Source organism: Phenylobacterium sp. (genome assembly GCF_031984885.1).
In the GTDB taxonomy this organism is placed as follows: domain Bacteria; phylum Pseudomonadota; class Alphaproteobacteria; order Caulobacterales; family Caulobacteraceae; genus Phenylobacterium.
On sequence record NZ_DAMABV010000006.1, the window covers coordinates 61,850 to 81,824 of the forward strand.

At 67.7% G+C, this 19,975-nt stretch carries 20 protein-coding genes; 19 read left to right on the forward strand and 1 reads right to left on the reverse strand.

Annotated elements, in window-relative coordinates:
- The first annotated feature begins 13 nt into the window (after positions 1–13).
- The 6 genes from mce (at position 14) to dnaE (ending at position 6,690) form a co-directional block, all read left to right on the forward strand.
- Positions 14–436: a methylmalonyl-CoA epimerase gene (gene mce / locus RTL41_RS10650; protein ID WP_312164150.1), complete on the forward strand. Its 423-nt coding sequence runs from the start codon at positions 14–16 to the stop codon at positions 434–436.
- On the forward strand, positions 436–699 hold the full coding sequence (locus tag RTL41_RS10655; RefSeq protein WP_312164152.1) for a DUF1467 family protein: 264 nt from the start codon (positions 436–438) through the stop codon (positions 697–699). The genes mce and RTL41_RS10655 overlap by 1 nt, the downstream gene beginning before the upstream one ends.
- Positions 700–1,023: 324 nt before the next feature.
- Positions 1,024–2,325, forward strand: a complete 1,302-nt coding sequence (locus RTL41_RS10660) for a lipoprotein-releasing ABC transporter permease subunit (protein ID WP_312164155.1) — start codon at positions 1,024–1,026, stop codon at positions 2,323–2,325.
- Complete coding sequence (locus RTL41_RS10665; RefSeq protein WP_312164157.1) at positions 2,318–3,013, forward strand: ABC transporter ATP-binding protein; 696 nt, start codon at positions 2,318–2,320, stop codon at positions 3,011–3,013. Before RTL41_RS10660 ends, RTL41_RS10665 begins: the two co-directional genes overlap by 8 nt.
- Positions 3,014–3,135: 122 nt before the next feature.
- Positions 3,136–3,225 (forward strand): cell division inhibitor SidA, encoded by a 90-nt coding sequence (sidA, locus tag RTL41_RS20875; RefSeq protein ID WP_082531887.1) that lies wholly within the window; start codon positions 3,136–3,138, stop codon positions 3,223–3,225.
- Positions 3,226–3,240: 15 nt separating this feature from the next.
- Positions 3,241–6,690 carry a DNA polymerase III subunit alpha gene (dnaE, locus tag RTL41_RS10670; RefSeq protein WP_312164159.1) on the forward strand — a complete coding sequence of 1,150 codons (3,450 nt, stop codon included), beginning with the start codon at positions 3,241–3,243 and terminating at the stop codon, positions 6,688–6,690.
- 6 nt (positions 6,691–6,696) lie between these two features.
- Here the strand turns inward: dnaE and RTL41_RS10675 are convergent, their stop codons facing one another.
- On the reverse strand, positions 6,697–7,029 hold the full coding sequence (locus tag RTL41_RS10675; protein ID WP_312164161.1) for a hypothetical protein: 333 nt from the start codon (positions 7,027–7,029) through the stop codon (positions 6,697–6,699).
- A gap of 233 nt (positions 7,030–7,262) precedes the next feature.
- Here RTL41_RS10675 and rpsB point away from each other — a divergent pair, with 233 nt between their 5' ends.
- The 13 genes from rpsB (at position 7,263) to lpxA (ending at position 19,974) form a co-directional block, all read left to right on the forward strand.
- Entirely contained in the window at positions 7,263–8,084 is an 822-nt protein-coding gene (rpsB, locus tag RTL41_RS10680; RefSeq protein ID WP_312164163.1) for a 30S ribosomal protein S2, read from the forward strand.
- 98 nt (positions 8,085–8,182) lie between these two features.
- Complete coding sequence (tsf, locus tag RTL41_RS10685; RefSeq protein WP_312164165.1) at positions 8,183–9,118, forward strand: translation elongation factor Ts; 936 nt, start codon at positions 8,183–8,185, stop codon at positions 9,116–9,118.
- 98 nt (positions 9,119–9,216) lie between these two features.
- Positions 9,217–9,936, forward strand: a complete 720-nt coding sequence (pyrH, locus tag RTL41_RS10690; RefSeq protein ID WP_312164166.1) for a UMP kinase — start codon at positions 9,217–9,219, stop codon at positions 9,934–9,936.
- Between the two features lie 41 nt (positions 9,937–9,977).
- The gene (gene frr / locus RTL41_RS10695) at positions 9,978–10,544 is read left to right on the forward strand and encodes a ribosome recycling factor (protein ID WP_312164168.1); all 567 of its coding nucleotides are present in this window, start codon (positions 9,978–9,980) and stop codon (positions 10,542–10,544) included.
- 34 nt (positions 10,545–10,578) lie between these two features.
- Positions 10,579–11,334, forward strand: coding sequence for an isoprenyl transferase (locus RTL41_RS10700; RefSeq protein WP_312164170.1), 756 nt, complete (start codon positions 10,579–10,581; stop codon positions 11,332–11,334).
- Positions 11,312–12,154 carry a phosphatidate cytidylyltransferase gene (locus RTL41_RS10705; RefSeq protein ID WP_312164172.1) on the forward strand — a complete coding sequence of 281 codons (843 nt, stop codon included), beginning with the start codon at positions 11,312–11,314 and terminating at the stop codon, positions 12,152–12,154. The genes RTL41_RS10700 and RTL41_RS10705 overlap by 23 nt, the downstream gene beginning before the upstream one ends.
- Positions 12,142–13,338: a 1-deoxy-D-xylulose-5-phosphate reductoisomerase gene (gene dxr / locus RTL41_RS10710; protein ID WP_312164174.1), complete on the forward strand. Its 1,197-nt coding sequence runs from the start codon at positions 12,142–12,144 to the stop codon at positions 13,336–13,338. The genes RTL41_RS10705 and dxr overlap by 13 nt, the downstream gene beginning before the upstream one ends.
- A 20-nt stretch (positions 13,339–13,358) precedes the next feature.
- Complete coding sequence (rseP, locus tag RTL41_RS10715; RefSeq protein ID WP_312164176.1) at positions 13,359–14,576, forward strand: RIP metalloprotease RseP; 1,218 nt, start codon at positions 13,359–13,361, stop codon at positions 14,574–14,576.
- Between the two features lie 31 nt (positions 14,577–14,607).
- Positions 14,608–16,998, forward strand: coding sequence for an outer membrane protein assembly factor BamA (gene bamA / locus RTL41_RS10720; RefSeq protein ID WP_312164178.1), 2,391 nt, complete (start codon positions 14,608–14,610; stop codon positions 16,996–16,998).
- A 9-nt stretch (positions 16,999–17,007) separates the two neighbouring features.
- Positions 17,008–17,658 carry an OmpH family outer membrane protein gene (locus RTL41_RS10725; RefSeq protein WP_312164180.1) on the forward strand — a complete coding sequence of 217 codons (651 nt, stop codon included), beginning with the start codon at positions 17,008–17,010 and terminating at the stop codon, positions 17,656–17,658.
- Between the two features lie 41 nt (positions 17,659–17,699).
- A complete protein-coding gene (lpxD, locus tag RTL41_RS10730) occupies positions 17,700–18,716 on the forward strand; it encodes a UDP-3-O-(3-hydroxymyristoyl)glucosamine N-acyltransferase (RefSeq protein ID WP_312164181.1) in 1,017 nt (338 codons plus the stop codon).
- A complete protein-coding gene (gene fabZ, locus RTL41_RS10735) occupies positions 18,713–19,180 on the forward strand; it encodes a 3-hydroxyacyl-ACP dehydratase FabZ (protein ID WP_312164183.1) in 468 nt (155 codons plus the stop codon). Before lpxD ends, fabZ begins: the two co-directional genes overlap by 4 nt.
- Positions 19,177–19,974, forward strand: coding sequence for an acyl-ACP--UDP-N-acetylglucosamine O-acyltransferase (gene lpxA, locus RTL41_RS10740; RefSeq protein ID WP_409418323.1), 798 nt, complete (start codon positions 19,177–19,179; stop codon positions 19,972–19,974). Before fabZ ends, lpxA begins: the two co-directional genes overlap by 4 nt.
- Position 19,975 lies beyond the last annotated feature (1 nt).

Below are 19,975 nucleotides of genomic sequence, written 5' to 3' on the forward strand. Positions count from 1 at the left end.
CTATACGGCTGTCATGATCGGAAGACTGAACCACGTCGGGGTCGCGACCCCCTCCATCGCCGAGTCCGTGAAGCTCTATCGCGACGTGCTGGGCGCGACGAACATCACCGAGACCAAGGCGATGCCGGAGCAGGGCGTCTATGTCTGCTTCGTCGACCTGCCCAACAGCCAGATCGAGCTGATCGAGCCGCTGGGCGACGATTCGCCGCTCATTGGCTTTCTTGCGAAGAACCCGGCCGGGGGGCAACACCACGTCTGTTTCGAGGTGCCCGACATCATCGCCGCGCGCGACGACATGCGGGCCAAGGGCGCGAGCGTGCTGGGCACGGGCGAGCCGCGGATCGGCGCGCACGGGACGCCGGTGATCTTCGTCCATCCGAAGAACATGGGCGGGGTCCTGGTCGAGCTGATGGAATCCCCTAAGGACGCGCACTGATGACGATCTTCACCGGCATCGCGATCTACTTCACCATCTGGTGGACGGTGCTGTTCTCGGTCCTGCCGATCGGCGTGACCAGCCATGCCGAGGCGGGCATCGACAAGGGCGACGGGGGCGATCCCGGCGCGCCGGTGGATCCCAAGCTGAAGAAGAAGTTCATCACCACGACCATCGTCGCGACGATCCTGTGGGTGATCCTGTTCTTCGTCGTGAAGTACGACCTGATCAAGCTGCCGGACGTTCCGGCTAGCTGGCGCTAGGGCTGGGCGCGAGCGCGGATTGAGCGCCGGGCCCCGGGGCTCGCCCAAGTTTTAGGCGAAAGCGCGATTGAGCGTCGGCCGGGGCGATCGGCGCGGCGCGGGCCGTGTAACTTCGGTTACCCCTGAACTCAGACACAGGCAGCCGGCTGGCCGCCCGTGGCGTTTTCCCCGACAACTTGAGGGCCGCCCGGCCACCGGGCGGCCTTCTTTTCGCTCCGCATACATGGCAAAGCTGGGCGACTTGGCCGCTGCGGCCGCTGATGATCGGGACACCTCCCCAGGCATGAATCCTTCGAGACCTTCGTCCAACGGAGCGGTCGCCGCGTGAGTACGCCGTCGACCAACGGGACGCTGAACGGCCGCGCGCCGCCCTTCGGCCAATGGGAACGCTCGGTGGCGGCCCGCTACCTGCGCGCCAAGCGCAGCCAGGGCGGGGTGGCGCTGATCTCGATCATCTCGTTCGTCGGCATCATGCTGGCGGTGGCGGTGCTGATCATCGTGATGAGCGTGATGAACGGCTTTAGGGCCGAGCTTCTGTCGCGGATCCTCGGCTTCAGCGGGCATCTCTATGTGTCGGGCGGGGTGCTGACCGCGCCCGATCGCGAGGCGGCGATCAGGAGGATCTCCGATCTGCCCGGGGTCATCCAGGTGACGCCCGTGATCGAGGCGCAGGCCATGGCCCTGGGCGCCGGCCAGATCAGCGGCGCCATCGTGCGCGGCATCACCGCCAAGGACCTGAAGGCGACCAGGATCGTCTCGGACAACATCACCCGCGGCAGCATGGCCGGGTTCGACGAGGGCGAGTACGGCGGCGACATGATCCTGGTCGGCGACCGCCTGGCCCAGACCCTGGGCGTGCAGCCGGGCGACGAGCTCAGCCTGGTCTCGCCCAGCGGCGGGGCGACGGCGTTCGGGGCGACGCCGCTGCGCAAGGCCTACACCGTGGCCGGCACCTTCACCGTCGGGATGAGCGAGTACGACCAGGCGTTCATCTACATGCCGCTGGAGCAGGCCCAGCTATTCTTCGGCCGCGACGACGGGCTCGACTACATCGAGATCAAGCTGAACGACGCCGACAGGGCGATCGCCATGAAGGGCGACGTCGCCCGGGCCGCCGGGCCCTCGGCCCTGGTCACCGACTGGACCGAGAAGAACTCGGCCTACTGGGGCGCGCTGAAGGTCGAGCGCAACGTCATGCGCCTGATCCTGATGATGCTGGTGGCGATCGCCGCCATGAACATCATCTCGGGCCTGGTCATGCTGGTGAAGAACAAGGGGCGCGACATCGCCATCCTGCGGACCATGGGCGCGGGGCAGGGCTCGATCCTGCGGATCTTCTTCATGTCGGGGGCCGCGGTCGGCGTGCTCGGCACCATCGCCGGCCTGCTGATCGGTTCGCTGTTCTGCATCTTCATCGGCGAGATCCAGCAGTTCGTGGAGTGGGTGACCGGGGCCGAGGTCTTCAACTCCGACATCTACTTCCTCACCCGCATTCCGGCGAAGATCGACTGGCAGGAAGTGGCCGTGATCACCTTCTGGGCCCTGGCCATGTCGTTCCTGGCGACCCTGCCGCCGGCCTGGCGGGCCTCGCGTCTCGATCCGGTGGAGGCGCTTCGCTATGAGTAATCCCGTCCTGACCATCCGGGGGCTGCGGCGCACCTACCAGAGCGGCGACAAGACCCTGACCGTGCTGGACGGCGTCGACCTCGACGTGCGGCCCGGCGAGATCGTCGGCCTGATCGGCCCGTCGGGGTCGGGCAAGTCCTCGCTGCTGCACGCCGCCGGCCTGCTGGAGCACCCGGACGCCGGGCAGATCAGCATCGAGGGCCGGGACTGCTCGGACCTCAGCGACCGGCAGCGGACGCGGGTGCGCCTGGCGACCATCGGCTTCGTCTATCAGGCCCACCACCTGCTGGCCGAGTTCACGGCGCTCGACAACGTGGCCCTGCCGCAGATGATCGCCGGGCGCTCGCGCCGGGCCGCGCGGGAACGGGCGCGCGAGCTGCTGACCAGCCTGGGGCTGGGCGAGCGGGTCGAGCACCAGCCCGCCCAGATGTCCGGCGGCGAGCAGCAGCGGGTGGCCATCGCCCGGGCGCTGGCCAACGCGCCGCGGCTGCTGCTGGCCGACGAGCCGACCGGCAATCTCGATCCGCACACCTCGGGCGCCGTGTTCGACAGCCTCTACGCCCTGGCCCGCAGCGAGGGCGTCGCGGCCCTGGTGGCGACCCACAACCTGGAGCTCGCCAAGCACATGGACCGCGTGGTGGCGCTCAAGGACGGCCACCTGGAAGAGCAGGTCCAAGGCGCCTTCTAGCCGCAGCCCGCCTCGGCCGTGGGTTCGGACGCCCTCGCGCGCGCGACGCCAAACCGCTTGACGGTGAGAACAAAACGGGAAATAAGAACAAGAACAGAACATCCACAACGAGGACGTCGCAGATGGTTCGCTTGGCTCGGGAATCGCTGGCCTTTGTTTCGGTCGCAGGGTTTGTGTGGATGATGTGCGCGGTGGCCCAATTGGCCGCCTGATCTGGGAGGCGAGGGGTGAGCGAAGCGGTGAACGAGGGTTTCGTCCACCTGCGGGTCCGCTCCGCCTATTCGCTGCTCGAGGGCGCGATCAAGGCCGACAAGGTCAGCAGCCTGGCCAAGGCCGCCGAGATGCCGGCGGTGGCCCTGACCGACCGGGCCAATCTCTACGGCGCGCTGGAGTTCTCGGTCACCAGCAAGGATGCGGGCGTCCAGCCGATCATCGGTTGCGCCCTGCCGGTCACGGGGATCGGCGGCGGCCAGACCGAGCGCTGGGCCAAGATCCCCACCATCGTGCTGCTGGCCCAGAGCGAGCAGGGCTATCTCAATCTCAGCGAACTGTCCTCGCGCTGCTACCTCGACGCCGACGGCAGCGAGGACGTCTCGGTCTCCTGGCGGAAGGTGGTCGAGCACAATGAGGGCCTGATCCTGCTGTCGGGCGGGGTCGACGGGCCGGTCGACCCGCTGCTGGCGGCGGGGAAGATCCCCGAGGGCAAGGCCGCCCTGGCCGAGATGGCCCAGGTGTTCGGCGACCGCTTCTATGTCGAACTGCAGCGGCATGGCCTGCCGTCCCAGGCGGCGGCGGAAGGCGAGCTGGTCGCCTTCGCCTACGACAACGACATTCCGCTGGTCGCCACCAACGACGTCTATTTCGCCAAGCGGGAGATGTACGCCGCCCACGAGGCGCTGCTGTGCATCGCCGACGGCGCCTTCATCATGCAGGACGAGCGTCGCCGGGTGACGCCGGAGCACTGGTTCAAGCCGGCCGCCGACATGCGCGCGCTGTTCGCCGACCTGCCGGAAGCCTGCGACAACACCCTCGACATCGCCCGGCGCTGCGCCTTCATGGTGAAGAAGCGCGATCCCATCCTGCCGCGGTTCGACACCGACGGCGGACGCTCCGAGGCCGACGAACTGGCCCACCAGGCGCGCGAGGGGCTCAAGGCGCGGATCGCCAAGGGGCAGGCCTCGGCGATGCCGGTGGAGGACTATGAGGCGCGCCTCGAGCGGGAGATCGGGATCATCACCCAGATGGGGTTCCCGGGCTACTTCCTGATCGTTTCGGACTTCATCAAGTGGGCCAAGGACCACGACATCCCGGTCGGTCCCGGGCGGGGGTCGGGCGCCGGCTCGCTGGTCGCCTATGCGCTGACCATCACCGACCTCGACCCGCTGCGCTATGGCCTGCTGTTCGAACGCTTCCTGAATCCGGAGCGGGTCTCGATGCCCGACTTCGATATCGACTTCTGCCAGGAGCGCCGCGAAGAGGTCATCACCTACGTCCAGCAGCACTATGGACGCGACCGGGTGGCGCAGATCATCACCTTCGGCACCCTGCAGGCTCGCGCGGTGCTGCGCGACGTCGGGCGGGTGCTGCAACTGCCGCTGGGCCTGGTCGACCGCCTGGCCAAGATGGTGCCGGCCAACCCCGCCAACCCGGTGACCCTGGCCAAGGCTATCGAGATCGAGCCGCGCCTGCGCCAGGCCAAGGAGGAGGACGAGGCGGTCAAGCAACTGCTGGAGACGGCGTTGCAGCTTGAGGGCCTCTACCGCAACGCCTCGACCCACGCCGCCGGCGTGGTGATCGGCGACCGGCCGCTGACCGAGCTGACGCCGCTCTACCGGGACCCGCGCTCGGAACTGCCCGCCACCCAGTTCAACATGAAGTGGGTCGAGAGCGCCGGGCTGGTGAAGTTCGACTTCCTGGGCCTGAAGACGCTGACGGTGATCGACCGGGCGGTGAAGTTCCTGCGCAAGCGTGGGGAGGAGATCGACTTCGCGACCCTGCCGGTGGACGACGCGGCGGCCTATGAGGTGATGTCCAGCGGCGGCACCGTCGGGGTGTTCCAGTTGGAAGGGCAGGGGATGCGCGACACCCTGCGCCAGCTTCGCCCGGGCTCGATCGAGGACGTGACCGCCGTCGTCTCGCTCTATCGCCCCGGCCCGATGGACAACATCCCGGCCTTCATCGACTGCAAGTTCGGCCGGCGCGAGATCGACTACCTGCACCCGAGCCTGGAACCGGTGCTGAAGGAGACCTACGGCATCATCGTCTACCAGGAACAGGTGATGCAGATCGCCCAGATCCTGGCGGGCTACTCGCTCGGCGAAGCCGACCTTCTGCGCCGGGCGATGGGCAAGAAGAAGAAGGAGGAGATGGACCTGCAGCGCGCGCGGTTCGTCTCCGGCGCCGAGGCCAAGGGCGTGCCGGCCGAACAGGCCGGGTCGATCTTCGACCTGGTGGACAAGTTCGCGGGCTACGGCTTCAACAAGAGCCACGCGGCCGCCTACGCCTATGTCTCGTACCAGACCGCCTGGCTGAAGGCGAACGCGCCGGTCGAGTTCTTCGCGGCCTCGATGAGCCTCGATATCTCCAACACCGACAAGCTGGCGGTGTTCTACCAGGACGCCAAGCGGTTCGGCGTGAAGGTGCGCAGCCCTGACGTGAACCGCTCGGGCGCCGACTTCGAGGTGGAGGACGGCGAGGTGCTCTACGCGCTGGGCGGCATCCGCAACGTCGGCCAGCAGGCCATGGAGCACGTGGTGGCGGTCCGCAAGGCGGGCGGCCCCTTCAAGGACATCTTCGACTTCGCCTCGCGGGTCGATCCCAAGCAGGTGAACAAGCGGACCTTCGAGACCCTGGCCCGCGCCGGCGCCTTCGATTCCATCCACCCGGACCGGGCGCAGTTGCTGGCGGCGGCCGAGCTGCTGGCCGGTCTCGGCCAGAGTGTGGCGTCGCAGGAAAGCTCGACCCAGGGCGCGCTGTTCTCGGACGGCACCCACCACCTGGTCGACCAGGTGCGCAAGAAGATGCCCAAGGCCGAACCCTGGACGCCGGTGCAGCGGCTGGACGAGGAACTGGCGGCGGTCGGCTTCTACCTGTCGGGCCACCCGCTGGACGACATGGTCACGGCCCTGCGTCGGCGCCGCACCGACCTGCTGGCCGACGTGATCCCCAAGGCCGAGGCGGGCGCCGAGGCGTTCCGCATGGCCGGCGTCGTGCGCCGCAAGCAGGAACGGGCCTCGCAATCCAGCGGCGAGAAGTTCGCCTTCGTCACCCTGTCGGACCCGACCGGGGAGTACGAAGTGCTGTTCCCGCCGGAATCGCTGCGCAAGTGCCGCGACCTGCTGGAGCCGGGCAAGGCGGTGGCGATCAAGGTGCGGGCCAAGGCGCGCGACGGCGAGGTCCGGTTCTTCGGCGACGACGCCGAGCCCGTCGACAAGGCGGTCGAGAACGCGGTGGCGGGCCTGCGGGTCCATGTGGCGCCGCGCAGCGCCGAGATCGAGGCGCTGAAGAAGCGGCTGGAGAACGTCGCCAACCCGCGCGGCGGGGAGATCATCCTGGTGGCCAATATCGAGCGCGGCCGCGAGGTGGAGCTGAAGCTCCCGGGCCGCTTCAACCTGGATGTCTCGGTGCGCGGCGCGTTGAAGACCGCGCCGGGCGTGGTCTTCGTCGAGGATATCTAGCCGCCGTCAGCGCAGGTCGATGTAGCCCGGCGGCTTGGCGGGCTTCTGGTAGGCGTCGACGCCGCCGCGGTTGGAATAGACCGACGAGCCTTTGTACGGCTTGAAGGGCTCGGGCTGATGCATGGTCGGCGGCTTGGGCGGTTCTGGAAAGCGCGGCGTCGCGGGGCTTCCATAGTGTGGCGACGGAGCGGGCGCGCCGTAGACGGGCGGCGTATAGGGGCGATAGCTGGGCGCAGGTCCCAAGGTTCCCGTGGACGGCTTCAGCGTGCCGCCAGGCGAACCGAAGGTTCCCTGGGCCAGCAGCCCAAGCCCGACGCCGAGCGCTACGATAGGTGTCATGTGCCGCCTCCCACCCTTGCAAGATGCGGCGGAACGGCGTTCTCCGCAAGCCGGCGAAGGCGGCGCGCGGCGTGCAAGGCTTGCATTTTCTCCGCTCAGCGCCTATTTGCCCGGCTCATTCCACACGCAGGTGTTTGGCGACGTACGGGGAGACATCCCGCCCGTATCCATTCCGGTCCTCCATCTGGAGGGTTTGCCTGCGGCGGTTAACCGGAAAAAGGACGAAAAAGCCGATGGCGCTTCCTGAATTCTCCATGCGTCAGCTCCTGGAAGCTGGCGCCCACTTCGGTCACCAGACCCACCGCTGGAACCCGAAGATGGACCGCTACATCTTCGGTTCGCGGTCGAACATCCACATCATCGACCTCTCGCAGTCGATCCCGCTGCTGCACCAGGCCCTGGTGAAGGTGCGCGAAGTCGCCGCCGCCGGCGGCCGCGTGCTGTTCGTCGGCACCAAGCGCCAGGCGTCCGAGCCGATCGCCACCGCCGCCAAGCGCAGCGCCCAATACTATGTGAACCACCGTTGGCTGGGCGGCACGCTCACCAACTGGCGCACCGTGTCGGGTTCGATCCAGCGCCTGCGCGACCTGGAAGGCATGCTCGAGGGCGAAGGCCAGGGCCGCGGCAAGAAAGAACTGCTGCAGATGACCCGCGAGCGCGACAAGCTCGAGCTCAGCCTGGGCGGCATCAAGGACATGGGCGGCATTCCCGACCTGATGTTCGTGATCGACACCAACAAGGAGTCGATCGCCATCCAGGAAGCCCGCAAGCTGAACATCCCGGTCATCGCGATCCTGGACACCAACTGCGATCCGGACGGCATCACCTATCCGATCCCGGGCAACGACGACGCCGCCCGCGCGATCCAACTGTACTGCGACCTGATGGCCGACGCCGTTCTGGACGGCCTGGCCGCCGGTCAATCGGCCGCCGGCGTCGACCTGGGCGCCTCGGTCGCGCCGGTTGAGCCGACCCTGGCTCGAGAGCTTACGCCGGAGCCGCAAGCGGCCCCGGCCGCCGAGGCTCCGGCCGCGGACCAGGAACAAGCCGGCTAAGACGCATTCGTGCGTCTTACTCAGCTTGACGAAAAACGATCATGGCCGGGCCCTATCAGGGTCCGGTCAAACCCATTCTGACTGATAAGGAGCTGACCATGGCGGAGATCACCGCTGCGCTGGTCAAGGACCTGCGCGAAAAGTCCGGCGCTGGCATGATGGACTGCAAGAAGGCCTTGCAGGAAAACAACGGCGACATGGAAGCGGCCGTCGACTGGCTGCGCACCAAGGGCCTCTCGAAGGCCGCCAAGAAGTCGGACCGCGCGGCCGCTGAAGGCCTGGTGGCCGGCAAGCTGAGCGACGACGGCAAGACCGGCGTCCTGGTCGAACTGAACGCCGAAACCGACTTCGTCTCGAAGAACGAGCTGTTCCAGACGGCCGCCCGCGACTTCGCGGTCGTCGGCCTGGAGGTCGAAGGCGTCGACGCCATCACCGCGGCCAAGACGGCCAAGGGCGAAGTCGTCAGCGACGTGATCACCAACCTGATCGCGACCATCGGCGAGAACATGCGCCTGCGCCGCTCGGCTCGCCTGTCGGTGGGCGAAGGCGCCGTGGCCCTCTACCTGCACAACGCGCAGGGTGAAGGCGTCGGCCGTCTTGGCGTGCTCGTGGCGCTGGAAGGCGCCGGCGACCAGGCGGTGCTGAAGGAAGTCGGCCGCAAGATCGCTCTGCACGTGGCCGGCACCCCGACCCCGCCGCTGGCCCTGACCGAGGGCGACCTCGATCCGGCCGCCGTCGAGAAGGAAAAGAAGTTCCTGACCGACCAGGCGCTGGAATCGGGCAAGCCGCTCGCCGTCGTCGAGAAGATGATCGAAGGCCGGATCCGCAAGTGGCAGGAAGAAGTGGTGCTGCTGAAGCAACCCTTCGTCATGAACCCGGATCAGACCATCGAGCAACTGATCGCCGAGACCGCCAAGGAAACCGGCTCGCCGGTGGCCGTGAAGGCTTTCGTGCGCTTCGCCCTGGGTGAAGGCGTGGAAAAGAAGCAGGACGACTTCGCCGCCGAAGTGGCGTCGATGACCGGCCAAGCTTAATTCCATTCGATCGAGCCTGTCGGGGGCGCCGTGTGTTCGACGCACACGGCGCCCTTGGTTTATGTAGTACCCAGCCAGATTCTCGCCGGAACCCGCCGATGCCCGAAGCCAAGCCCCGCTACAAGAAGATCCTCTTGAAGATGTCGGGCGAGGTCCTGATGGGCGAGTCGCTCTTCGGTATCGACACCAAGACGATCGAGGCGGTGGCCGAGGACATCAAGGAAGTGGTCGATCACGGGATCGAGCTCTGCCTGGTGGTCGGCGGCGGCAACATCTTCCGCGGGGTCTCCCTGGCCGGGAAGGGCATGGACCGGGCCAGCGCCGACTATATGGGCATGCTGGCCACCGTGATGAACGCCCTGGCCCTGCAGGGCGCGCTCGAGAAGATCGGCGTCTACACCCGCGTCCAGTCGGCGATTCCGATGGAGGCGGTCTGCGAGCCCTACATCCGCCGCCGGGCGCTGCGGCACCTGGAGAAGGGCAGGGTGGTGATCTTCGCCGCCGGCCTGGGCGCGCCGTTCTTCACCACCGACACCCCCGCGGCGCTGCGGACGGCCGAGATGGGTTGCGATGCGCTGTTCAAGGGCACCAGCGTCGACGGCGTCTACACCGCCGATCCCAAGAAGGATCCGAGCGCCCAGCGCTACGAGACGCTGAGCTATCAGGAAGTCCTGGCCAAGGACCTGCGCGTGATGGACGCTTCGGCCATCGCCCTGATGCGTGACAATCAGATCCCGATCGTGGTCTTTTCCATCCGCGAGCGGGGCAACTTCTTCAAAGTTCTGAAGGGCGAAGGCGTCTTTACGACGATCGCCTGATCCCTTTCCCGAGTTAGACGACAAATCTAGGAGAAATTCCTATGGCTGCTGCGGAAAAGCCGGTCCTGGCGCGATATCGGGACCGCATGGACAAGGCGATCACGGCCCTGAAGGACGAGTTCGCGAGCCTGCGGACCGGGCGGGCTTCCGCCAGCCTGCTGGACCAGGTGATGGTCGACGCCTACGGCTCGAGCGTGCCGCTGAACACGGTGGGCTCGGTCAGCGTGCCCGAGCCGCGCTCGATCAGCGTCAACATCTGGGACCGCGGCCTGGTGGTCTCGGTCGAGAAGGCGATCCGCAATGCGGGCCTGGGCCTGAACCCGGTCGTCGACGGCCAGAGCCTGCGCGTGCCGATCCCGCCGCTGACCGAGGAACGCCGCAAGGACCTGGCCAAGATCGCCGGGAAATACGCCGAGCAGCAGAAGATCGCGATCCGCAACGTCCGCCGCGACGCCAACGACGACCTGAAGAAGGCCGAGAAGGACAGCGTCATCACGCAGGACGAGCAGCGCCGCATGGAGACCGAGATTCAGAAGTTTACCGACGAGGCGATCAAGCGCGTCGACGAAGCCTTGAAAACCAAAGAACAAGAGATCATGCAGGTTTAATCGTCCCAGTTGGATCGAGGACGAACGGGAACCCATGGCCACGATCGATCAAGAGCAGCCCGCGCCGCACGCGCCCCTGCACGTGGCGATCGTCATGGACGGCAACGGCCGCTGGGCGAAGCGCCGCGGCCTGCCGCGCCAGGTCGGGCATCCGAAGGGCGTCGACGCCATCCGGCGCGTCGTCGAGGCGGCGCCCGCCCAGGGCGTGCGCTGGCTGACCCTCTATGCGTTCTCGACCGAGAACTGGCGTCGGCCCGCCGGCGAGGTGGCCGAGGTCATGCGGCTGCTGAAGCTGTATGTGAACTCCGATCTCGACAAGTTGGCGCGTGAGGGCGTGAAGGTCCGCATCCTGGGCCGCCGCGCCGGCTTGCCGCCGGACGTCGCCGAGATCGTCGAGCGCGCTGAGCGCCAGACGGCGCACAACGACAAGTTCTTCCTGCAGGTCGCGTTCAACTACGGCGGCCGCGCCGACCAGGTGGACGCCGCGCGCGCCCTGGCCGCCGAGGCCGCCGCCGGGCGGCTCAAGCCCGAGGACATCACCGAGGAGCTGCTGCAGAGCAAGCTGTCGACGAGCGGCCTGCCGGATCCCGACCTGGTCATCCGCACCAGCGGCGAGCAGCGGCTTTCGAATTTCCTGCTCTGGGAGACGGCCTATTCGGAGTTCGTCTTCCAGGACGTGCTCTGGCCCGACTACAATGCCGACTATCTGCGGGCGGCGATCGAAGAATTCCAAAAGCGCGAGCGGCGCTACGGCGGCGCCGTGGCCGATGATGTCCTTGCCGCAGGCTAGACGCTTCGATTGGGCCAATCTGGGCGTTCGCGTCGCCTCCGCCACCGTCCTGGTGCCGGCGGTGCTCGGGGCCGTGTGGTTCTCGGACCTGCCGGGCCTGCGCTGGATGTTCCTGGTCCTGGTCGCCATCGCGGTCGCCCTGCTGGCGATCGAGTGGGGCGCGATGACCGCGCCGACGGCGCCGGTGCGGGTCTCCACCGCCCTGACGGTGGCGATCCTGGCGGCGGCGTTCCTGGCCTATCAGAAGCACATGCCCCTGGCCTGGGCGGCGGCGGCGCTGGGCGCGGCCGCAGCAGCCCTGGTGGCCCGCGGAGTGGCCGAGAGACCGACCAATGCGGCGTTCGGGGTCATCTATCTGGCCATTCCCGTCGTCTGCCTGGTCTGGCTGCGGGGCATGCCCGAGGGCCGTCAGTGGACGATCCTGCTGTTCGTCGTCGCCTGGGCGGCCGATATCGCGGCCTTCGCCGTCGGCAGCGCCCTGAAAGGGCCCAAGCTCTGGCCGCGGTTCTCGCCCAACAAGACATGGTCGGGCTTCATCGGCGGCCTGGCGGCCGCGGCGGCGACGGGCGCGGCGATGGCCGCGTTCAGCGCCATCGTGCTCAGCGTGCCGGCCGGCGCGTTGATCGGCCTGCTGGGCGGCCTGGCGACCATGGCCGGCGACCTGTGGGAATCGATGCTGAAGCGCCGCTTCGGCGTGAAGGATTCCGGGGACCTGATTCCGGGCCACGGCGGTTTGCTTGATCGGGTCGACGGTCTGATGTTCGCCGTGGTCGTCCTGGCCGCGGCGCGGCTGATCAATCATTGGGGATGGGCGCATTGACTTTGCCTCGCCGCGTCAGCGTTCTGGGTTCCACCGGCTCGGTCGGCGTCTCGACCCTGGACCTGCTGGATAAGGCTGGAGCGGAGGTCGAGGTGACCGCCCTGACCGCCGGCAAGAACGTCGAGCGGCTGGCCGAGCAGGCCCTGCGCTGGCGGCCCAAGCTGGCGGTCGTCGAGGACGAGGCCAGGTATGGCGAACTGCGCGAGCGCCTGAAGGGCTCCGGCGTCGAGGCCGCCGCGGGCGCGGGCGCGGTGGCGGACGCCGCCGCCGCCGAGGCCCAGTGGGTGATGTCGGCCATCGTCGGGTTCGCAGGGCTGGCCCCGACCATGGCCGCGGCCAGGGCGGGCGCGGTGATCGGCCTGGCCAACAAGGAGAGCCTGGTCTGCGCCGGGCCCTCGCTGCTGCGGACCGCCAAGTTCGCCGGCGGGGCGGTGATCCCGGTCGATTCCGAGCACTCGGCGATCTTCCAGGTGCTGGACCCGATGAACGCCCAGCATGTGAGCCGGCTGATCCTGACGGCCTCGGGCGGACCGTTCCGGGGCTGGACCCTGGAGCAGATGGCCCATGCCACGCCCGAACAGGCCGTGGCGCACCCCAAGTGGGACATGGGCGTCAAGATCTCCATCGACTCGGCGACCATGATGAACAAGGGCCTGGAGATGATCGAGGCGGCCTACCTGTTCTCGATGCCGTCCGAGCGCGTGGACGTCCTGGTCCATCCGCAGTCCATCATCCACAGCCTGGTCGAATATGCCGACGGATCGACGCTGGCGCAGCTTGGCGCGCCCGACATGCGCACGCCGATCGCCTGCGCCTTCGCTTGGCCCGATCGGCTGCCCTGGCCGGCCCCGAAGCTGGATTTGGCCGCCATCGGACAATTGACCTTCGAAGAACCGGACCTGCGCCGTTTTCCCGCCTTGAAGATCGCCAAAGAAGCATTGGCGGCCGGTGGGGCCGCGCCCGCGGTGATGAACGCCGCCAACGAGGTCGCAGTGGCCGCTTTCCTTGACCGCAAGATTGGCTTTCTCGATATTGCCGCCACGGTGGCTGAGACCCTCGAACGCGTCGAGACTCAGGGCCTTGTCGCGGGGGCGGCACATGGCGACACGCTCGAGAACGCAAGGCATACCGATACGCTGGCGCGCCGCGTCGCCGGCGAGGTCGTCGCCGGCCTGGGGCGCTAGGCCCGGAGGAGTGACAGCAGGTGCTTGATTTCATCCTCACCGCCCTGACCTTCATCGTCCCGTTCGTGCTGGTGCTCGGGCTGGTCGTGACGATTCACGAGCTGGGCCACTTCCTGGCCGCCAAGATGTTCGGGGTGGCCATCGACCGGTTCTCCATCGGCTTTGGCAAGGCGATCGCCGCCTGGACCGACAGGTCCGGGGTCGAATGGCGCGTCGGCTGGATCCCGCTCGGCGGCTATGTGCGCTTCACGGGCGACGAGAACGCCTCCAGCGTGCCGGACTCCGAAGACCTGGACGCCATGCGCGAGACGATCGCGCGGCGCGAGGGCCGGGACGCCGTCGCCCGCTATTTCCATTTCAAGCCGCTCTGGCAGCGCGCCATCGTGGTGGCCGCCGGGCCGATCGCCAACTTCGTGCTGGCGGTGGCGCTGTTCGCCTCGCTGCTGCTGGCGTTCGGCCAGTATGTGCTGCCGGCGAAGATCGCCTCGGTGCAGCCGGGCAGCCCGGCCGAGGCGGCCGGCTTCCGGGCCGGCGACCTGATCGTCGAGGCCGACGGCCGGCGCATCAAGGGCTTCGACGAGGTCGCCGAGATCGTGCAGGTCCGCGCCAACGTCCCGACCGCCTTCGTGGTCGAGCGGGCAGGGCGGCAGGTCGAGATCAGCGCGACGCCGCAGTGGGTCGAGCGCACCGACTCCCTGGCCGGGACCCGCCGGCAGGGGATGCTGGGCCTGACGCCCGCCCAGACCCGCGACGACTTCGAACACGTCCGCTACAACCCGCTCGAGGCGCTGGCGGGCGGCGTGCAGCGCACCTGGCGCACGCTGGAGACCACCGTCTACTACCTCGGGCGCATGGTGACGGGCCAGGTTTCGCCCGATCAGCTCAGCGGGCCTCTCGGAATCGCCCGAATCTCCGGCAAGGTCGCCCAGGCTGGAGCGGAGGGCGCGCCCGACGTCGGGGGAATGATCCTCGGCAGCGGGGTGAACCTGCTCCAACTGGCGGCTTTCGTTTCGGTGAGCATCGGCTTCATGAATCTGCTCCCAATCCCTGTCCTGGATGGGGGCCACCTGCTGTTCTACGCCTACGAGGCGGTGGCCCGTCGTCCGCTTGCGGCGAGGGTGCAGGCGGCGGGCTACCGGGTGGGGCTTGCGCTGCTCCTGGGATTGATGTTGTTCGCGACCTGGAACGATCTGCAGCAACTGCGTGTGTTCAAAATCCTTGGCGGCGTTTTCTCCTGAAACCCGCGCTTTTCCATTGACGGCTGATACGATGCAAAGACCCCGCGCTAGCCGCGCCGCGCTCGCCTCCGGCCTCGCCTTGTTGATGGGCTCGACGGCGCTTGTCGTTCCCAGCGCCGTGCTGGCGCAGGAACAGGCGACGCCGCCTGAGTCCCAGGACATGGGGCAGCAGTCCGGCGTGGTCCAGCGGATCATCGTGCGGGGCAACGAGCGGATCGAGCAGTCGACCGTGCTCTCCTACCTGCCGATCCAGCCGGGCGAGACCCTGGATCCGGCCAAGGCCGACCTGGCGCTGAAGACCCTGTTCCGCACCGACCTCTTCGCCGACGTGAAGATCGATCTGCAGGGCTCGGACATGATCGTGACGGTCGTCGAGAACCCGATCATCAACAAGGTGGTCTTCGAGGGGAACTCGGGCCTGAAGGAAGACAAGCTGCGCGACGAGGTGACCGTGCGCCCGCGCGGCATCTTCACCCGCGCCAAGGTCCAGCAGGACGTGCAGCGGATCGTCGAGCTCTATCGCCGCTCGGGCCGGATCTCGGCGACCGTGACGCCGAAGATCGTCGAACTGCCCCAGAAGCGCGTGGACCTGATCTTCGAGATCAACGAAGGCCCCAAGAGCGGCGTGCTGCGCGTCAACTTCCTGGGCAACCAGGAGTTCTCGGACAACGACCTGCGCGACGTGGTCGTGACCGAGCAGAGCAGTTGGTACAAGTTCTTCTCGAACAACGCCAACTACGACCCCGACCGCCTGGAATACGACAAGGAGCAACTGCGCAAGCACTACCGCAACCGCGGCTTCTACGACTTCCGGGTGGTGTCGGCGATCGCCGAGCTGGCGCCCGACAAGAACGGCTTCGTCGTCAGCTACACGCTCGACGAAGGCAAGGAATACAGGTTCGGCAAGATCTCGGTGGAGACCGAGCTGCAGAAGCTGGACAAGAACGTCCTCCAGCAACTGGTGCCGATCCGTTCGGGCGAGATCTATCAGGACGAGAAGATCGAGGCGGCGACCGACTCGCTGACCTTCGCGGCCGGCGCCGCCGGCTTCGCCGCGGTGGACGTGCGTCCGCGCTACACGCCCAATCGCGAGACCGGCCTGGTCGACGTGGTCTTCCAGGTGCGCGAGGGACCGCGGGTCTATGTCGAGCGCATCGACGTGACCGGCAACACCCGCACCCTGGACTACGTGGTCCGCCGGGAGATGAACCTGGTCGAGGGCGACGCCTACAACCGCGCGCTCGTGGACCGTTCGCGCAACAACATCCGCGCGCTCGGCTTCTTCAAGGACGTCACCATCAACGAGGCGCCGGGCTCGGCGCCCGATCGCACGACCCTGCAGGTCCGGGTCGAAGAGCAGCCCACGGGCGAGCTCTCCTTCAGCGCCGGCTACTCCTCGGTCGACCAGTTGATCCTCGACCTGGGCGTCACCGAGCGGAACTTCCGCGGTCGCGGCCAGAGCCTGCGGGCCCGGGTGTCGGTCGGTTCGCTGCGCCAGCAGATCGACTTCGGCTTCACCGAGCCGCGTTTCCTGGGCCGCGACCTGGGCGCCGGCGTGGACCTCTATTCCTACCGCTACGACCTGACCGAGTACTCGGCCTATAAGACCGTCACCGTCGGCGGCAACATCCGCATGGCGTTCCCGCTGACCCTGAACTCGCGGATGTCGACCCGCTACACGCTCCGCCAGGAAGACGTGCAGATCGACGACGCCTACTGCGATCCGACCATGCCGCTGGTGTCGCTGTCGCTCTGCGCCCAGCGCGGCAAGTACCTGACGTCGCTGATCGGCTACACCTACCTGTACGACCGCCGGAACGATCCGATCAATCCGACCCGCGGCTTCCGCTTCGACGTCAGCCAGGACCTGGCCGGCATCGGCGGCGACGTGAACTACATCAGTACCGAAGCCACCGGCGGCTGGTACTACGGCTTCAACAAGAACTTCATCCTGAGCGTGACCGGCCAAGGCGGCTATATCGCCGGCTGGAGCGGCGATACGGTTCGGGTCAACAGCCGGTTCTACAAGGGCGGCAACAACTTCCGCGGCTTCGAGACCGCGGGCATCGGCCCGCGCGACACGAACTTCGGACGGTCGGACGCCCTGGGCGGCCGCGCCTACGCCATCGGTTCGGCCGAACTGACCATCCCGACCTTCCTGCCCGAGCAGTACGGCATCAAGGCCGCGCTGTTCACCGACGTCGGCACCCTCGGCCTGCTGGACGACAAGGACAAGCTCAAGGCCGACGGCACCGTCGACCCGCTGATCCACGACGACCTGTCGCTGCGGGCCTCGGCCGGCCTCTCGGTGTTCTGGCGCTCGCCGATGGGCCCCATCCGATTCGACTTCAGCCAAGTTTTGGCCAAAGAAGACTACGACAAGACCGAAACTTTCCGGTTCTCCACCTCAACCAGGTTCTAAGTTCACCTCATGACGATCAAAGCCCTTGTCGCGGCGACCTGCGTCGCCGCCATCACTGCTTCCGCTTCCAGCGCGGCCTTCGCGCAAGCGGCTGCGCCCGCCGCCCCGGCGGCGCCTGCGGTGACTCACGGCCCGGCGCTGCCCGGCGTCTGCACGGTCTCGGTGGAAGGGGCGATCGGGACCTCGACGGTCGGCAAGTACGTCCAGACGCGTCTCCAGCAGATCGCGACCCAGGTCGAAGCCGAGCTGACCGCCGAGCAGAACGCCATCCAGAACGAAGCCAAGACCCTGGAAGGCCAGCGCGCCTCTCTCGACCAGAACACCTTCGAGACCCGCGCCGCGGCCCTGCAGGTCAAGGCCAACGCCTATCAGCGCAAGGAACAGCAGCGTAGCCGCGAGATGCAGGCCACGCAGCAGAAGGCGCTGGGCCGGGTCTATCAGGAACTGTCGCCGATCATCGGCCAAGTCTATCAACAGCGTCAGTGCAGCCTGCTGATCAACCGCGAGAGCGTCGTGATCTCGAACCCGGCGATGGACATCAGCCAGCCGGTCGTGACCGCGCTGAACGCGAAGATCACCCAGTTCACGTTCGACCGCGAGCGCCTCGACCAAACCACCGCGGCTCCGGCCGCGGCTGCGGCGCCGGCGACCCGCAAGTAGGGCGCGACTCGCGATAAAGGCGGGTCGAGCTGAGGAATCCCATGCCCGACCCCCGATTCTTTGAAGACCTCGGCCCTGTCACGCTCGCAGACCTGGCGAGCCTGACAGGCGCCGAACTCGCCGCTCCGGATCAAGGCCAACGCCAGGTCCGCGGCGTCGCCGTCCTGGCCAGCGCCCAGGCCGACACCGTCACCTTCCTGACCGACAAGAAGTACGCGGCCGACCTGGCCGTCGTGAAGGCGGCTGCGGTCTTTCTGACGGCCCGCGACAAACACCTGGCGCCGGAGGGCTGCGTGGCCCTGGTGACGCCGACCCCGCAGGCGGCCTACGCCGCGGCGGCCAACCGGCTGCACCGGGCGCGTCGCCACGTCGGCCGCGAGGCCGTCTCCGCCGACGCCGTGCTGGAGGAGGGCGTTCTGCTGGCCCCCGGCGCGGTGGTCGGTCCAGGCGCGCGCATCGGGGCGCGGACCGAGATCGGCGCCAATGCGGTGATCGGGCCGGGCGTGACCATCGGCCGTGACTGCGTGATCGGCGCCAACGTCACCCTCGGCTTCGCCCTGCTGGGGGACCGGGTCAGGATCCTGGCCGGCGCCGTGATCGGCGAACCGGGCTTTGGGGCGGCCGGCGGCGCCAAGGGCGTCGTGGACATCCCCCAGCTTGGCCGCGTGATCCTGCAGGACGGCGTCACCGTCGGCGCCAATAGCTGTATCGACCGCGGCGCGTTCGACGACACGGTGATCGGCGAGAACACCAAGATCGACAACCTGGTGCAGATCGCCCACAACGTGCGTGTGGGACGGAACTGCGTCATGGCTGCGCACACCGGCATCTCCGGCAGCGTCGTGATCGGCGACGGCGCGGCCTTCGGCGGCCGGGCTGGCGTCGCCGACCATGTGAACATCGGCGACGGCGCCCAGGTGGCGGCCGCGGCCGGCGTGTTCCGCGACATCCCCGCAGGCGAGACCTGGGGCGGGGTGCCGGGACAACCCATTCGACGCTGGATGCGGGAGGTGGCTTGGCTGTCGCGCTCCGCCAACCGCAAAGGAACGGAAAAATGAGCAACGACGCGGCGGTGGCCGAGGTCTCGATCGATATTTCTGAGATCCTCGAGCGGATCCCGCACCGCTATCCGTTCCTGCTGGTGGATCGCGCCGAGGCCTATCGGCCCAACGAATCCATCGTCGGCATCAAGTGCGTGACGATCAACGAGCCGTTCTTCCAGGGGCACTTCCCGGACTACGCGGTGATGCCGGGCGTGCTGATCGTCGAGGCCATGGCCCAGACCGGCGCGGTGCTGATGTCGAAGACCCTGAACGTCGATCGCGCCGGCAAGACCATTCTGTTCACCTCGGTCGACAACTGCCGCTTCCGCCAGCCGGTGCGGCCGGGCGACGTCCTGCGCATGCACGTCAAGGTGCTGCGCGTCCGCGGGGGGCTGTTCAAGTTCGAAGGCAAGGCGATGGTGGGCGAAAAGACCGCTGCCGAAGCGGAGTTCGCCGCCATGCTGGTGGAAACCCCATGAGCATCGAAGTTCATCCCAGCTCCGTCGTCGATCTCAAGGCCCAGTTGGGCGACGGGGTCGTGATCGGTCCGTTCTGCACGGTCGGCCCGAACGTGACGCTGGGCGCGCGGACCAAACTGATTTCGCATGTCGTGGTCGCGGGCGTGACCACGCTGGGCGAGGACAACGCCGTCTATCCGTTCGCCATGCTGGGCGGCCCGCCGCAGCACACCGCCTACAAGGGCGAAGACACCCAATTGGTCATCGGCGACCGCAACGTCGTGCGCGAGCACGCGACGATGAACACCGGCACGGTCGGCGGCGGCGGGATCACCAGGGTCGGCTCGGACGGCCTCTACATGATCGAGAGCCATGTCGGGCATGACTGCGTCGTCGGCGACCAGGTGATCCTGACCAAGCAGGCGACCCTGGGCGGCCACTGCGAGATCGCCGACTTCGTCATCGTCGGCGGCCTGGCGGCGGTCCACCAGCGCACCCGCGTCGGCCGTCACGCGATGATCGGCGGCCTGGCCGCGGTGGTGAAGGACGTCATCCCCTACGGCTCGGTCTGGGGCAATCACGCCCACCTCGAGGGCCTGAACCTGCTGGGCCTGAAGCGGCGCGGCTTCAGCCGCGAGACCATCAACACCATGCGGGCGGCCTATCGCATGCTGTTCGCCGACGAGGGCACCTTCCAGGAACGCCTGGACGACACCGTCGAGACCTATTCCGACACGCCCGAAGTCATGGAGATCATCGACTTCATCCGCGCCGACGCCAGCCGTCCGCTCTGCCTGCCGGAGCGGGAGGTCTAGG

Excerpts from the sequence above, each read along its gene's own strand:
- mce (WP_312164150.1), top strand. The coding sequence starts at position 14 with ATGATCGGAAGACTGAACCACGTCGGGGTCGCGACCCCCTCCATCGCC.
- RTL41_RS10655 (WP_312164152.1), top strand. The coding sequence starts at position 436 with ATGACGATCTTCACCGGCATCGCGATCTACTTCACCATCTGGTGGACG.
- RTL41_RS10665 (WP_312164157.1), top strand. The coding sequence starts at position 2,318 with ATGAGTAATCCCGTCCTGACCATCCGGGGGCTGCGGCGCACCTACCAG.
- sidA (WP_082531887.1), top strand. The coding sequence starts at position 3,136 with ATGGTTCGCTTGGCTCGGGAATCGCTGGCCTTTGTTTCGGTCGCAGGG.
- RTL41_RS10675 (WP_312164161.1), bottom strand. The coding sequence starts at position 7,029 with ATGACACCTATCGTAGCGCTCGGCGTCGGGCTTGGGCTGCTGGCCCAG.
- rpsB (WP_312164163.1), top strand. The coding sequence starts at position 7,263 with ATGGCGCTTCCTGAATTCTCCATGCGTCAGCTCCTGGAAGCTGGCGCC.
- tsf (WP_312164165.1), top strand. The coding sequence starts at position 8,183 with ATGGCGGAGATCACCGCTGCGCTGGTCAAGGACCTGCGCGAAAAGTCC.
- pyrH (WP_312164166.1), top strand. The coding sequence starts at position 9,217 with ATGCCCGAAGCCAAGCCCCGCTACAAGAAGATCCTCTTGAAGATGTCG.
- frr (WP_312164168.1), top strand. The coding sequence starts at position 9,978 with ATGGCTGCTGCGGAAAAGCCGGTCCTGGCGCGATATCGGGACCGCATG.
- RTL41_RS10700 (WP_312164170.1), top strand. The coding sequence starts at position 10,579 with ATGGCCACGATCGATCAAGAGCAGCCCGCGCCGCACGCGCCCCTGCAC.
- RTL41_RS10705 (WP_312164172.1), top strand. The coding sequence starts at position 11,312 with ATGATGTCCTTGCCGCAGGCTAGACGCTTCGATTGGGCCAATCTGGGC.
- dxr (WP_312164174.1), top strand. The coding sequence starts at position 12,142 with ATGGGCGCATTGACTTTGCCTCGCCGCGTCAGCGTTCTGGGTTCCACC.
- bamA (WP_312164178.1), top strand. The coding sequence starts at position 14,608 with ATGCAAAGACCCCGCGCTAGCCGCGCCGCGCTCGCCTCCGGCCTCGCC.
- RTL41_RS10725 (WP_312164180.1), top strand. The coding sequence starts at position 17,008 with ATGACGATCAAAGCCCTTGTCGCGGCGACCTGCGTCGCCGCCATCACT.
- lpxD (WP_312164181.1), top strand. The coding sequence starts at position 17,700 with ATGCCCGACCCCCGATTCTTTGAAGACCTCGGCCCTGTCACGCTCGCA.
- fabZ (WP_312164183.1), top strand. The coding sequence starts at position 18,713 with ATGAGCAACGACGCGGCGGTGGCCGAGGTCTCGATCGATATTTCTGAG.
- lpxA (WP_409418323.1), top strand. The coding sequence starts at position 19,177 with ATGAGCATCGAAGTTCATCCCAGCTCCGTCGTCGATCTCAAGGCCCAG.